Annotated in this window: 13 protein-coding genes; 4 read left to right on the forward strand and 9 right to left on the reverse strand. The window is 42.3% G+C overall.

The genetic code is table 11. The annotated features are described in order from the left end of the window. Window positions 1-38: 38 nt before the first annotated feature. From rseP to rpsB, 8 genes are all read right to left on the reverse strand, one after another. Window positions 39-1,391, reverse strand: coding sequence for a sigma E protease regulator RseP (rseP, locus tag N477_RS20600; RefSeq protein WP_063362927.1), 1,353 nt, complete (start codon window positions 1,389-1,391; stop codon window positions 39-41). Further along, a complete protein-coding gene (ispC, locus tag N477_RS20605; protein ID WP_063362926.1) occupies window positions 1,391-2,599 on the reverse strand; it encodes a 1-deoxy-D-xylulose-5-phosphate reductoisomerase in 1,209 nt (402 codons plus the stop codon). The genes rseP and ispC overlap by 1 nt, the downstream gene beginning before the upstream one ends. Continuing rightward, the gene (locus tag N477_RS20610) at window positions 2,596-3,462 is read right to left on the reverse strand and encodes a phosphatidate cytidylyltransferase (protein ID WP_063362925.1); all 867 of its coding nucleotides are present in this window, start codon (window positions 3,460-3,462) and stop codon (window positions 2,596-2,598) included. Before N477_RS20610 ends, ispC begins: the two co-directional genes overlap by 4 nt. Window positions 3,463-3,473: 11 nt before the next feature. Continuing rightward, complete coding sequence (locus tag N477_RS20615) at window positions 3,474-4,247, reverse strand: isoprenyl transferase (protein WP_063362924.1); 774 nt, start codon at window positions 4,245-4,247, stop codon at window positions 3,474-3,476. Window positions 4,248-4,479: 232 nt separating this feature from the next. Then, complete coding sequence (gene frr / locus N477_RS20620; protein WP_063362923.1) at window positions 4,480-5,037, reverse strand: ribosome recycling factor; 558 nt, start codon at window positions 5,035-5,037, stop codon at window positions 4,480-4,482. Window positions 5,038-5,139: 102 nt separating this feature from the next. After that, window positions 5,140-5,880 carry a UMP kinase gene (gene pyrH, locus N477_RS20625; RefSeq protein ID WP_023401852.1) on the reverse strand — a complete coding sequence of 247 codons (741 nt, stop codon included), beginning with the start codon at window positions 5,878-5,880 and terminating at the stop codon, window positions 5,140-5,142. Window positions 5,881-6,021: 141 nt separating this feature from the next. Further along, window positions 6,022-6,873 carry a translation elongation factor Ts gene (gene tsf / locus N477_RS20630; RefSeq protein WP_063362922.1) on the reverse strand — a complete coding sequence of 284 codons (852 nt, stop codon included), beginning with the start codon at window positions 6,871-6,873 and terminating at the stop codon, window positions 6,022-6,024. Window positions 6,874-6,977: 104 nt separating this feature from the next. Beyond that, entirely contained in the window at window positions 6,978-7,706 is a 729-nt protein-coding gene (rpsB, locus tag N477_RS20635; protein WP_063362921.1) for a 30S ribosomal protein S2, read from the reverse strand. Between the two features lie 289 nt (window positions 7,707-7,995). On the opposite strand from rpsB, the gene map reads away from it, so the two are divergent. The 4 genes from map (at window position 7,996) to N477_RS20655 (ending at window position 13,260) form a co-directional block, all read left to right on the forward strand. Further along, window positions 7,996-8,784, forward strand: coding sequence for a type I methionyl aminopeptidase (gene map, locus N477_RS20640; RefSeq protein ID WP_063362920.1), 789 nt, complete (start codon window positions 7,996-7,998; stop codon window positions 8,782-8,784). 189 nt (window positions 8,785-8,973) lie between these two features. Continuing rightward, the gene (glnD, locus tag N477_RS20645) at window positions 8,974-11,592 is read left to right on the forward strand and encodes a [protein-PII] uridylyltransferase (protein WP_063362919.1); all 2,619 of its coding nucleotides are present in this window, start codon (window positions 8,974-8,976) and stop codon (window positions 11,590-11,592) included. Between the two features lie 11 nt (window positions 11,593-11,603). After that, window positions 11,604-12,431, forward strand: a complete 828-nt coding sequence (gene dapD / locus N477_RS20650) for a 2,3,4,5-tetrahydropyridine-2,6-dicarboxylate N-succinyltransferase (RefSeq protein ID WP_063362918.1) — start codon at window positions 11,604-11,606, stop codon at window positions 12,429-12,431. 124 nt (window positions 12,432-12,555) lie between these two features. Next, the gene (locus tag N477_RS20655) at window positions 12,556-13,260 is read left to right on the forward strand and encodes a hypothetical protein (RefSeq protein ID WP_063362917.1); all 705 of its coding nucleotides are present in this window, start codon (window positions 12,556-12,558) and stop codon (window positions 13,258-13,260) included. A gap of 72 nt (window positions 13,261-13,332) precedes the next feature. Here N477_RS20655 and putP read toward each other — a convergent pair whose 3' ends face one another. Further along, on the reverse strand, window positions 13,333-14,811 hold the full coding sequence (gene putP, locus N477_RS20660) for a sodium/proline symporter PutP (RefSeq protein WP_063362916.1): 1,479 nt from the start codon (window positions 14,809-14,811) through the stop codon (window positions 13,333-13,335). Between the last annotated feature and the right edge of the window lie 17 nt (window positions 14,812-14,828).

The raw sequence follows: 14,828 nt of genomic DNA on the forward strand, positions 1-14,828 counted from the left end.
CAAAGCGCCACGTGCGCTATCACCCTTATTTTAAGAGCCTAGAGCCTCGATACATCATTAAACAATGCAAAACAGGTCAGTGCTAACAGCATCATGGCTCCCAGCTTATAACCTAACTCTTGTGTCTTTTCAGAGACCGGTTTTTTTCGAATTAGTTCAATTAAGTAATACATCAAATGCCCACCGTCCAACATGGGCAGTGGTAAAAGGTTGAAAACCCCCAAGTTGACGCTAATAAGAGCCAAAAAGCTCAAAAAGGCAACTAATCCGTAACTAACACTGTCTCCAGCCCCTACCGCAATTCCTACCGGGCCACTGATATTTTTTACAGAGACTTGCCCCGTTATCAGATTGCCAATCATTTCGAAGCTCAATTTGGTAAGAGCATAGGTTTTCTGAACGCCAAGCAAGATACTATCGAATACACCATACTGTCTAGTCTCAATGTACCCTTCAGGCCAACTTTTCTGCCTCGGCACAACCCCTAAATACCCTATCTCTATTCCCTGAGCAGTTTCACGTGCATCTGGAGTTATAATTAAGGAAATTTCACTGCCATCCCTTAATACCGTCAATGTGCTTTGCTTATTCGGGGAACGTTGTACAAGTTCAACAAATTGTGTCCAAGTAGAAATAGACTCTTTATTAAAGGACACAATGACATCCCCTGCTTTAACTTTCGCGCGTTCTGCTGCAGAACCTTCCGCGACGATTGCAAGCTCAGTTGTGATATTAGGTCGGTACGGCGTAATACCAATGGAAGTTAAAGGCGCAACATCACGTTTATCCAGTTTCCAGCCATCAACATCTAGGGTGCGAATTGCGATTTGCCCATTAGCATCTGTTACTTTGATCTCTAACCTTTGCTCGCCCAATCCTGACATTACCGCAAAATTAACTTCTTGCCACGAGGACACATCCTCATTCCCTATGCGCTTTAACAAATCACCAGACTGAACGCCGGCACGCTCAGCAATAGAGTTGGGAGTGATGGAACCCACAACAGGTTTAACGTTTTGAACGCCAACAACATACATAATAGCCAGAGCAAAAACAGCAAATATAAAGTTTGCCAGTGGACCCGCAGCGGCAACCGCCATACGTGCATAAACTGATTTGCTGTCGAGCGTATTAGCTCTATCTTGCTCGGAAACTTCATCCACTCTCGAGTCAAGCATTCTGACATAACCACCGAGTGGGATAGCAGATATCGCATACTCGGTACCAAGCTTGTCATACCAAGTGAAAAGAGGCTTACCAAACCCGATAGAGAAACGCAGTACTTTCACACCTGCTTTTCTGGCAACCCAAAAGTGTCCATATTCATGTACCGCGACAAGTATACTCAACGCGACGACAAACGACCCAAGATTCCAGAAAAAGTCAAACATTAGCGTGCCTGCCCTGCTATAAGCTCATTTGCAACTCGGCGAGCTTGTTGATCCATATCCATGATTTCGTCCAGTGTTGTTAGCTCTCCTAACGCACTGGCTGTAAGCACTTGCTCATTGATTTTATAAATATCCATAAAACCAATCTTTCCTTGTAAGAACGCAGCAACGGATACTTCATTAGCCGCATTGAGCGTCGTTGTCGCAGCTTGTCCTAATCGACATGCTTCGATGGCAAGGTTTAAATTAGGGTAGCGGTTATAATCTGGCTTAGTGAACGTGAAGTCTTTCATAATTGAAAAATCAAGCGGTTTAACGCCTGCGTCAATACGCTCAGGATAAGCCAACCCATAGGCAATGGGGGTTCTCATGTCAGGCTGCCCCATTTGAGCAATGACCGAACCATCTTGATATTGAACCATCGAGTGGATCATACTTTGCGGATGAATAACAACTTCTATGTCATCAGGTTGACAGTCAAAAAGCCATTTGGCTTCTATAAATTCAAGCCCTTTGTTCATCATTGTTGCAGAGTCAACAGAGATTTTCTGTCCCATTGACCAGTTTGGATGTGCAACAGCTTCAGCGACAGTAACTTGAGATAGGGTGTTAATGTCACGGTTGAGGAACGGACCACCTGAGCCTGTCAGCAGTATTTTATGAATACCAAGGGGTGAAAAGTCAGTCGTTACTCCTTGCTGCATATCTTGAGGCATACATTGGAAAATCGCATTGTGCTCACTATCGATGGGTAGCAAAGTTGCGCCATGCTTTTTAACCTTATCCATGAATAACTTGCCAGACATGACCAAAGACTCTTTATTGGCAAGCAGTACTTTTTTACCTGCTTCCACTGCTGCAAGCGTCGGCAAAAGACCTGCAGCACCAACGATAGCTGACATTACAATATCAACATCATCGTGTGAGGCAACGTCACACATAGCTTGAGTGCCACTCAGCACTTCTGTCGTATATCCGCTTAAACGTGCTCTGAGCGACTGCGCTGCCGCCTCATCGTTCATTACAACATATGTCGGACTATGTGTTGCGATTTGTTGATATACAACATCAACGTTTTTTCCTGCGACCAAAGCAAATACACTGTATCTCGATTGATTGCGACCAATAACATCTAGTGTCGAGGTACCGATAGAGCCGCTTGAGCCCAGTATCACAACTTGTTCTGGTTGCAGTGTAACTATGCTCATAGTGTCACCGTCCAAGCATAAAACAGTGCAAATATAGGCGCAGCTGCCGTCAAGCTATCGATTCTATCTAAAATACCACCATGGCCCGGCAAACAACTACCCGAGTCTTTTAATCCTGCTTCGCGTTTAAACATGCTTTCAAGTAAATCACCAATGGCTGAGAATAACGCAATTACGACCGTCAGTAAGCCATATAGTACCCAATGTTTGAAATCAACTTCAGCACAATAACAAAAAACCATGACAAATATGACCGCAGTAACCAGACCGCCAATTAAGCCTTCAATGGTTTTATTCGGGCTCACATTTGGCATCAGCTTTCTCTTTCCGAGATTTTTACCCGCAAAGTAAGCGCCTATATCAGCACTCCATACGATACCTAAGACAACCATGATCAGTACAGAACCAAATTGTTCAGACGCTTGATAATCTGCACTTCTCAAAACGTTTAAAGCAAGCCACAGTGGCACCAAAGTCAAAAAGCCGGCAACAGCAGGCAATACATATCCTTGGCTCCAAGATTTAGCCATCTTCGGATAACGAACAACTAACAAGGTTGCGACAATCCACCACGCAGCAGCCAAAGTAAATAAGTAATTTGCATCCGCCACCAGTTTTCCTGACTGCCATAGGGTCTCAATTGGCCAGTGGAAATGCAAAGTAGCGATTAGGGCCCCTGTTAAGGCGACATATGGCAATCTATGTAACGGTTTAGTTATCCCCATTAGAGATGCCCACTCCCATGCACCAAGCAGTACAATAGAAGCAGCAATCATACTAAAGAGGTTTAGAGGCGTATAAAATACTAAAATCAGCGCCAGCGGTGCAAGCACAGCTGACGTCATAATACGTTGTTTTAACAAACTGAATACCTTTAACTTGTTGTATTGCTCTCGGCGAGTAGTTGTTGTATTTGTTCACCTGTGCAACCAAAGCGCCTCTCTCTAGAAATATAGCAAGCGATTGCTTCTGAGAAAGCCTCTTCGTTAAAATCAGGCCAAAGAGTTTCTGTGAAATATAACTCAGCATAAGCAGCTTGCCAAAGCAAGAAATTACTGATCCGATAATCACCGCCTGTACGTATTAGCAAATCAAGCGGACTCTGCTCAGCCATTGACATGTTATTTGTCAATGCGTCTTCGGTAATATCAGTCACGTCTAACTCGCCAGTTTTTACTTTTTCTGCGAGTGTCTGAGCGGCATTAACAATGTCCCAGCGACCACCATAGTTTGCAGCAACATTTAACTGCAACCCAGTATTTTTGCCAGTCAAAGCATGCGCGTCATGCACTTTATCCTGCAAGCTTGTCGGAAACTTTGATATATCACCAATGATGTTTAATTTGACATTATTTTTATGTAACTTTTTTACTTCTTTACTCAAGACGAAAAGGAACAATTCCATCAGAGTACTTACTTCGTCTTCAGGTCTACGCCAGTTTTCACTGCTAAAAGCAAATAGTGTAAGTGACTCAATACCTAATTTTGAGCAAAACTGTACCGCGCTGCGAACAGAGTCGACACCTTTTTTATGACCATAAGCTCTCGGGCGCTTGCGGGCTTGAGCCCAGCGTCCGTTGCCATCCATAATTATGGCGACATGCTTAGGTAGTGATTGTTGAGAAATCGCGTCAGCGTTTAAAACCATAGTACTATTTTAAATAAAAAAAACGCCGCCTAGTATAGCGCAGTCATCGCTGCAAACCTAATAAAATTCTTTATCTTCAAACTCGAGACAAAGTGTTTGATTTTCACACTGGGTTTTAAAATGTGTGTAAATACAGCAAACTACAATCTACCAAGTGCATTTAGTTGGGCTGAAAACAGCAAAAAGCCGCAACAATGCGGCTTTTTGGTCAAAAAAACAGGTCAATAGAAAATTAAATTTCCATTAGCTCTGCTTCTTTTGCACTCAACTGAGTATCCATTTCTTTGATGTGTGCATCAGTGATCTTTTGGATTTGATCTTCTGCTTGACGCGCTTCATCTTCAGAAATGTCTTTATCTTTTAATAGTGCTTTGATGTCACCGTTCGCATCACGACGAATGTTACGAACTGCAACACGACCGCCTTCCACTTCACCACGTACGATTTTAATTAAATCTTTACGACGTTCTTCAGTTAGTGGAGGTAGAGGTACGCGAATAACAGTGCCAGCTGACATTGGGTTCAGACCTAAATCTGAAGCCATAATCGCTTTTTCTACAGCTTGCGCTAATGATTTATCAAACACATTAATAGCAAGTGTACGTGAATCTTCTACAGTTACGTTCGCAACCTGGTTCAATGGCGTATCAGCACCATAGTAAGATACTGAAATGCCATCTAGTAATGCAGGGTGTGCACGGCCTGTACGAATTTTAGAAAGTTGGCTAGCAAGTGCTGCCACACTTTTTTTCATGCGCTCTTGAGCGTCTTTTTGGATATCATTAATCACAGTTGCAATCCTATTTTTACTGTTCCAGTCTCAGCTAAAACATGTTAGCAGACTGGGTTATTCTATAAGAATGGGGCCTCAAGCCCCATTCTTAATTGCTATTTATTCCGCTGCTTTTTTTGACGTTATCAGGGTACCTTCGTCTTCACCCATGATAACACGCTTTAATGCACCTGGTTTGTTCATGTTAAATACACTCAGAGGCATATTGTGGTCGCGGGCCAGAGTGAATGCTGCTAAATCCATTACTTTTAATTCTTTATCAATAATTTCGTCATGAGTAAGCTGACTGTACAAAGTTGCTTCTGGGTTTTTAACAGGGTCATCACTGTAAACACCATCTACTTTTGTCGCTTTGATTACTGTATCAGCTTCGATTTCAATGCCGCGTAAACACGCTGCAGAATCGGTTGTAAAGAATGGGTTACCAGTACCTGCTGAAAAGATAACAACACGGCCTGATTTTAACAAGCTAATTGCCTCAGCCCAATTATAGGCATCACACACGCCGTTAAGTGGAATAGCTGACATCAAACGGGCATTTACGAATGCTCTGTGAAGTGCATCACGCATTGCCAAACCATTCATCACTGTCGCCAACATACCCATGTGATCACCAACAACACGGTTCATACCCGCTTCAGCTAATGAGCCACCACGTAAAAAGTTACCGCCGCCGATAACCAAACCCACTTCTACGTCGAGTTCTACAAGCTCTTTGATCTCTTGCGCCATACGATCCAATACTTTTGGATCGATACCAAAGCCTTCATCTCCCATTAAAGCTTCACCGCTTAATTTAAGAAGAACGCGTCTAAAAACAGGTTTTCGATTGATAGTCATAATTTCCGGGCCAAGTTAAAATTGAGACAAAAAATAACCGCGCTTATGATAGACATAAATGCGCGGTTATTTTAGAGAATTTTCTTCATTGACGCAAAAGCAAATCAACACTTTTATGTCAATAAGATTATTCTATTGCGATTATTCGCCTTTTGCAGCTGCGATTTGAGCAGCAACTTCAGCAGCGAAGTCTTCTTCTTTCTTCTCGATACCTTCACCTACTTCTAGGCGAATGAATGAAGAAACTGTAGCGCCTTTCTCTTTAAGGTACTCACCAACAGACTTCTTAGGCTCCATGATGAAAGCTTGACCAGTAAGAGAGATCTCACCAGTGAACTTCTTCATACGACCAATAACCATTTTTTCTGCGATTTCAGCAGGCTTGCCTTCGTTCATAGCGATTTCAACTTGAACCGCTTTTTCTTTTTCAACAACGTCAGCTGGTACGTCTTCTGGTTTTAGGAAGTCAGGCTTAGAAGCAGCAACGTGCATTGCAACGTGCTTAAGTGTTTCTTCGTCAGCATCACCAGTTACAACAACACCGATACGGTCGCCGTGACGGTATGCAGATAGCTTGTCACCATCGATGTACTCAACGCGACGAACGTTGATGTTTTCACCGATTTTAGCAACTAGTGCAACACGCGTTTCTTCGAACTTAGCTTGAAGGTCAGCAATTGTTGCTTTAGTAGCAACAGCGTCGTCAAGAACAGTGTTAGCAAAACCTAGGAAGTTTTCGTCTTTAGCAACGAAGTCAGTTTGACAGTTAACTTCAAGAAGTGCAGCGAAACCTTCGCCTTGCTTGATAAGGATTGTACCTTCAGCAGCGATGTTACCCGCTTTCTTAGCAGCTTTAGCAGCACCACTCTTACGCATGTTTTCGATCGCTAGATCGATGTCACCGTTAGTTTCAGTTAGTGCTTTTTTACAATCCATCATGCCAGCGCCAGTACGCTCGCGAAGTTCTTTAACTAGGGCAGCAGTTACAGCCATTAGAATATCCTCAATTCTGAATTCGGTTTTTTGATAAGCGAATTACCGCTTGTAAAGAATATCAAGTCTTCATCACAATTGGATGAAGACTTGATGACAGCTAATTACTCAGCTTCTACGAAATCGTCGTTTTCTGCTTGAGCAACGATGTTGCTTTCACGACCTTCAGTGATAGCAGTTGCAACAGCGTTAGTGTAAAGCTGGATTGCACGGATCGCATCGTCGTTACCTGGGATGATGAAATCAACACCATCTGGGTTTGAGTTAGTATCAACAACAGATACTACTGGAATACCTAGGTTGTTAGCTTCGCGGATAGCGATGTGCTCGTGGTCAGCATCGATTACAAAGATAGCGTCAGGTAGACCGCCCATATCTTTGATACCGCCAAGGCTCTTCTCAAGCTTTTCCATTTCACGCGTTTTCATTAGCGCTTCTTTCTTAGTAAGCTTCTCGAAAGTACCGTCTTGGCTTTGTGCTTCAAGGTCTTTAAGACGCTTGATTGATTGACGAACTGTTTTCCAGTTAGTCAACATACCACCTAACCAACGGTGATTTACGTAGAATTGCTCACTTGAGATAGCTGCTTCTTTAACTGCTTCACCAGCTGCACGCTTAGTACCAACGAAAAGGATTTTACCTTTGTTAGATGCAACGTTTGATAAAAACTTAAGAGCATCGTTGAAAAGTGGAACTGTCTTTTCTAGGTTGATGATGTGAACGCGGTTACGTGCACCGAAGATGAACGGCTTCATCTTTGGGTTCCAGTAACGTGCTTGGTGACCAAAGTGAACACCAGCTTGAAGCATATCGCGCATTGAAACGTTTGCCATTGTATTTTCCTCTATTTAGTAGGGTTAGGCCTCCACATATCCCATAGCACCAACATGCTTATTGCGTATCTTTTTAGATACAAACATGCACCCAAGTGTATGTGTCGATATGTGTGTGTGTTAAAATTAAATTTTGTGTGTCTTAAGTACAAACAACCATCAAGATCAAATCGAGAAGATTTATTTGTAAAAAGACGGCGCGCTTTATACCATATAAAATAAATTAACTCAATGATGAGACCAAAATTTGCTCGTCATTGCTTTGTGAAAAATATGACTTGGAGTCTCAATGAGTGCAGTGATTAAAACCCCTGAAGAAATCGAAAAAATGCGTGTTGCCGGTAGGTTAGCGGCTGAAGTATTAGAAATGATCGAGGAGTATGTGAAGCCTGGGGTTACCACAGACGAGTTAAATACAATTTGTCATAATTACATTGTAGATGTACAAGGCTGCATTCCTGCACCACTCAATTATCACGGATTTCCAAAATCAATTTGTACATCTGTTAACCACGTCATCTGTCACGGTATTCCAAATGAGAAACCTCTTAAAGAGGGTGACATCGTCAATATCGATGTAACAGTTATCAAAGATGGTTACCACGGTGATACCTCTAAGATGTTCTACGTAGGCAAGCCAAGCATTCAAGGCAAACGTTTAAGTGAAATCACTCAAGAATCTCTTTATCTTGCGATTAAGATGGTAAAACCAGGTGCACGACTTGGTGATATTGGTGCTGCAATACAAAAATTTGCTGAAGGCTTCAACTACTCAATCGTGCGTGAATACTGTGGTCATGGTATCGGTGCACAATTCCACGAAGAACCACAAGTCATGCACTATGGCAAACCAGGCACTGGTGAAACATTAAAAGCAGGCATGTGCTTGACTATTGAGCCTATGGTTAACGCTGGCAAGCGCCAGTGTAAACTGCTCAAAGATGATTGGACTGTAGTAACGAAAGATCGCAGCTTATCAGCACAGTGGGAACACACACTACTGGTCACGGACAATGGTGTTGAAATCCTTACACACCGTAAAGACGATACGATTGACCGCGTGATTGAACACGCTTAAACCAAAATTCGCTGCTTGTGACTGCAAGCAGCATCCCACTTATATTCCATCAGACTGGTTCAGTATTAGGTAAAAAATACCCAATTAGCCTATCAATCCTATAAAACCCGTAAAAAACGCGTCTTTGGCGCTTCAAGTCATCCCAATATACAAGTAAACTGAGTTCATCTTGTGCTCCAAGGATCTCTCGTGGCGTTACCAAATAAAGTAAAGTTGTTGCTTGACCAAGCCGAACAACTTGATGATTATAAAGGCTGTATGACCTACTTTTACAAGTGGCTCAATAATCAATTTTCAAAGCAACCAGTCAGGCTGCTGATTAAGGCACGCTCTGAATTCATTGATACCTTATTAAAAAAACTATTTGTTCAAACCAGCCTCTCTGAATTTCCTCAACTGGCGCTTATCGGTATCGGTGGATATGGACGTGGCGAACTACACCCATTTTCTGATATTGATTTTATGCTGCTCACAGATGGAGAACCTTGTGATGAGCTTCGCCACGCCTTAGAGATCTTTGTTACCTATTTGTGGGATTTAAACTTGGACATCGGCCACAGTGTCCGTACGCATGAGCAAGTTCTTGAGCAAAAAAGTAAAGATGTGCACTTCACAACAAGTTTGTTAGAAAGTCGCTTAATTTGCGGTAACCTTGTTGAGTTTGAGAGACTCAAAAGCCATATTGTAAAAACTCCTATTTGGCGTTCCGATGATTTCTTTATTGCTAAAGTCAAAGAGCAAAAGCTTAGACGTAAAAAGTGCCATGGTACAGCCTATAACCTAGAACCAAATATAAAAGAAAACCCAGGTGGATTAAGAGACTTACAGACTATTTTTTGGGTGGCTAAAAAGCACTTCCATGCTGAAACATTAGAAGAGTTGATTGGCCATGGTTATTTAACTCATGAAGAATACCAAGAGCTCATGGAGTGCTTGGAAAACCTATGGAATATTCGCTTTGCACTGCACCTTGCGGCTGGGCGCTGTGAAAACCGTCTGTTATTTGACTATCAACCGCATGCAGCTGAATTGCTTGGATTTGGCTCTGAAGGTAAGCCATCAGTTGAGCGCATGATGAAGCGTTTATTTAGGATCATGAGCCGTGTTCGTGAAATGAACCAGATGCTGCTCGCCTACTTTGAGCAAAGTATTCTTCCAGATCATGATGCACATGTCGTCACCCCTTTAGATGCGCATTTTGAACGTATCGGTAATAAAATCCGAGTAAAAGATCCCTCCGCGTTCTTTTTACGAGAAAACCTTTTAGTCCTTTTTGAGCACATCGCTGACAATACTGATATCACAGATATTGACCCAAATACCATACGCTCAGTCAGACAAGTACGCAGACGTTTGCTGGGTGATTTGCAAGACTACGCCGCATGTCGAGACGCATTTATGCGCTTACTCAAGCATCCAAATGGCATGGGAAGAGCATTCACGCTGATGCACAAACATGGCATTATCGCAGCATATTTACCACAGTGGCGAAGCATATTTGGGCAAATGCAATTTGACTTATTTCATGCGTATACGGTGGATGAGCACACTCATAAGCTAATTAACAATATCCATAAATATCGCGACAAGCAGCTTAGTAAAGATTTCCCTATCTGTGCGGAGATCGTGACACGAATGGATAAACCCGAGTTACTGTATCTGGCCGCTATTTTCCACGATATTGCCAAAGGGCGTGGCGGTGATCACTCAGAACTGGGCGCTGTTGATGCCACTGCGTTTGCCAGCATGCACAAATTAACCCCATCAGATGCTAAGCTCATTGCTTGGCTAGTTCAGCATCACTTGCTCATGTCAGTTACCGCGCAACGTAAAGATATAAATGACCAAAGTGTCATCAACGAATTCGCTTCTAAAGTAAAAAATGAACGTCAACTGGACTATTTGTACTGCTTAACAGTGGCAGACATCCGCGCGACTAATGACAATTTATGGAATGATTGGAAGAATATTCTTCTTAGAGAGCTCTATTTGCAAACACAACGAGCTTTAAGATTAGGCCTTGAGCACCCAATGGATATGCGCGATCAAATTCGTGATAAAAAAGCGCAAGCCATGGAAAGGTTGATTGAAGACGGGTTCATAAAAGAAGATATTGTAAAGCTATGGTCCCGTTTCAAACCCAACTATTTCACGAGTTTCAGTGAAGAGTTAATATCATGGAATAGCAAACACTTACTAACCTCATATAGTAAGGAAAAATCGGGAGTTGCTGTTTCTGAAAAACCAATGCAAGGCGGTACACAAGTATTTGTTTACGCGCCCTATGAAGCAAGCTTGTTTGCCAAACTTGTGTCTGTTATTGGTAGTAAAAAAGCTCAAATTCAAAATGCGCAAGTCATGACAACCAAAGATGGCTATGTGGTGTTCAGCTTTGTTATTTTAGAAGTTAATGGCAATGCCATTAGCGGTAGCCGCGCTAAGAACTTGCGCAGAGCACTCGATGGCATTTTAGCCGATCCGAAGAAAAAAATACGCTTAAAGAAAAACCGCTCACAGCGTTTTAAAGATTTTAATATCAAACCAAAGGTAATTGTCCGTCCACATGCACGTGTCGATAGAAACCTAGTCGAAATTCAAGCCGTGGATATTCAGGGTCTATTAACCAAAATTGCGGAAGTATTGCAGGTTCATAACCTACATATACACGCTGCACGGATCACCACAGTTGGGGAACGTGCAGAAGACTTTTTCGTAGTCTCAAACGAACATTATCTAGCATTGAGTGAAGATGAAAAAACCGCTTTACATCATTCATTAATGAAAAAATTAAACGCCGAATCTGAATAAAAGAGGAAACTATGTCGGATTTAAAAAGTATTATTGAACAAGCGTGGGAAAACCGCGATAACATCACACCATCTGCTGTTGCACCTGAAGTTAAAAGCGCAATAATTGATTCTTTAGAGCTACTAGATAAAGGCGCAGCACGTGTTGCTGAGAAAGTCAGTGGTGAGTGGGTTGTGCACCAATGGTTAAAAAAAGCGGTATTACTGTCTTTTAGAATTCGTGACAACCAACCAATGAATGATGGTGTTAACCAATTTTACGACAAAGTACCACTGAAGTTTAGCGATTACACGCCGGAGCAATTCCAACAAGGCGGCATGCGTGTTGTACCAAATGCTGTTGCTCGTCAAGGCAGCTTTGTTGGTAAAAACGTTGTCCTGATGCCTTCATACGTTAACATTGGTGCATACGTTGATGATGGCACTATGGTTGATACATGGGCTACTGTAGGCTCGTGTGCGCAAATTGGTAAAAATGTACACCTGTCTGGTGGTGTTGGCATTGGCGGTGTTTTAGAGCCTCTACAAGCTAATCCAACCATCATTGAAGACAACTGCTTTATCGGCGCGCGTTCAGAAATCGTAGAAGGTGTGATTGTTGAAGAAGGCGCTGTTATTTCAATGGGTGTTTATATCTCTCAAAGCACACGTATTTATGACAGAGAGACCGGTGAAATTCACTATGGTCGTGTGCCAGCTGGTTCTGTGGTAGTGCCAGGTTCACTACCGAGTAAAGACGGAACCCACAGCCTTTATGCCGCTATCATCGTGAAAAAAGTGGACAAGCAAACACGCGAAAAAGTCGGTGTTAATGCCCTACTGCGCTCTGTGCAAGACTAACTCATACCGAGCCGTGCGCAACTTAGCTGCACGGCTACTTTTCAATTCAAGAGTTCAATTCATTATTTTCAACCATGTCGAACTGTGATTAAAATAGCAACACGCCCAAACATGGAAAGACATAATGATAACAATATTCCGAAAGTACCTTCTTTGCGTATTTATCTTATTTTTAACTGGATGTGTCAATACAACAACCGTTCACATTTACGCTAAATACATCCCAGACGAATCTCTTATTCAATTAGAACAAGCACTAGAAGAAAGTGGTTTCAACGTCAAGACCAATACTCTCGATTTTCCAACAAGCATTTCCCAAAATACGATGCTTCATTCGCTCATGTTGCAAGATCCAAATGCAGTAGAAACTGCCAAGCAAACGGCCAACAATAGTGGTTTTAATATTTCAGATATTCAAGCACTTAAAGAAGGTAACCATTGGTACACCAAAAACGCCATTGCAATTTATCCCTTTCCAAAAGATAAACAAAATAGCCCGCTCCTAAAAGCAGACTTAGCACAGCATTTTAAAACAACCTCATGTGAGAGTGAATATAAGCTCAAGCTCCATAAAAATGGGGCCTATGAGCTCTCTGGCCAGAACATCTCAGAAGAAAATAAAGGATTTTTAAAAGGTACTTGGCACTATGTGCAATATCCATATATGGAGCTCAGACCTTACAAAGGTATTAGCTGGAGTCGCTATTTTGAAATACACCAGTTAGTCACTCGAGATCAAGTCAGTGAAATTGAATTAATACAACTAAAGCCAGTTGAAAAACACTACGTAAGCCAACATTGCGTATATGAGTTCGGCACGCGTCTTTAATTTTTAAGTTCACTGAATAAAACAAAAAAGGTGAGCCGAAGCTCACCTTTTACTTTTATCGCGGCTGCCTGTTTACAGGCCGCGATTCATTTCGTCAAATTTAGCTTCTATCGTTTTTGAAGGCGGTGCCGTCATTAAGCTCACAGCCACAATTGCAATGGATGCTGCAATGAAGCCAGGTACGATTTCATAAATGAATCCACTCGGACTTTGACCTGCAATTGTGAATGGTGCATAAATCCATACAAGCACAGTAACAGCGCCTACAACCATACCTGCAAGCGCACCTGAGAAGTTCATGCGCTTCCAAAACAGGCTAAACAGTACCAATGGACCAAATGCTGCACCAAAGCCTGCCCACGCATTGCTCACTAAGCTTAAGATTGTGCTTTCTCTGTCGTGAGCAAGATAAATCGCTAACACAGAAACGGCTGCTACGCTAAAACGACCTACCATGACCAGCTCTTTATCTGTGGCATTCGGTTTGATAAATACCTTGTAAAAGTCTTCAGTTAAAGAACTAGAGCTCACCAATAGCTGTGATGAAATCGTGCTCATAATCGCCGCTAAAATAGCAGCCAGTAAGAAACCTGCAATCAATGGGTGGAACAATAGTTCAGACAAGACAAGGAAAATTGTCTCAGCATCTTTAACAACAATGTTGTTTTCATGCGCATAGGCTGCACCAAACAAACCCGTTGTGATAGCACCAACTGTGGCTACAATCATCCAACTCATGCCAATATTTCTTGCAGTCGGCATATCTTTAACACTGCGTACAGACATAAAACGAACAATGATATGCGGTTGACCAAAATAGCCTAAACCCCAAGACATTGCCGAGATAATGCCAATCACGCCACCAGCACCCACCCAAGTGAGCATATCCGGATTTAACTCATTTAGCGTCGTCACAAGTGGCTGTTCTAATAGGCTAAATGTCACTAGAGGGACTAAAACAAGGGCAATAAACATGATACAGCCTTGTACAAAGTCCGTTAGGCTCACAGCTAAAAAGCCTCCAAATAAGGTATAAAGCACAACCACACCAGTTGTTACATACAAGCCCGTTTCGTAGCTCATACCAAATGAGTTTTCAAATAGTTTGCCGCCTGCTACAACACCAGAAGAGGTGTATAAAGTGAAGAACACGATAATAACAATGGCTGAGACAATACGCAGTGCGTTACTGTTGTCTTCAAAGCGATTTGCAAAGTAATCTGGAATCGTTATCGCATCGTTGGCGACCTCGGTGTAGACACGTAGTCTTGGTGCGACAAGCAAATAGTTTAAGAATGCACCAATTACCAAACCAACCGCAATCCAAGTACTGCTGAACCCTGTTAAAAACATTGCGCCAGGCAATCCCATTAAGATCCAACCACTCATATCTGATGCACCAGCGGAAAGCGCTGCAACGCTAGGTGGTAGATTACGACCCCCTAACATGTATCCAGATACATCATCGGTAGATTTACGATAGGCATAAAGGCCAATAGCTAACATTGCAATAAAATACAAAGCCAGCGATATCATTGTGCCAATTTCCAAAATGACCTCCGTTAAAA

The sequence above is a fragment of the Pseudoalteromonas luteoviolacea H33-S genome (assembly GCF_001625695.1).
Classification (GTDB): domain Bacteria; phylum Pseudomonadota; class Gammaproteobacteria; order Enterobacterales; family Alteromonadaceae; genus Pseudoalteromonas; species Pseudoalteromonas luteoviolacea_B.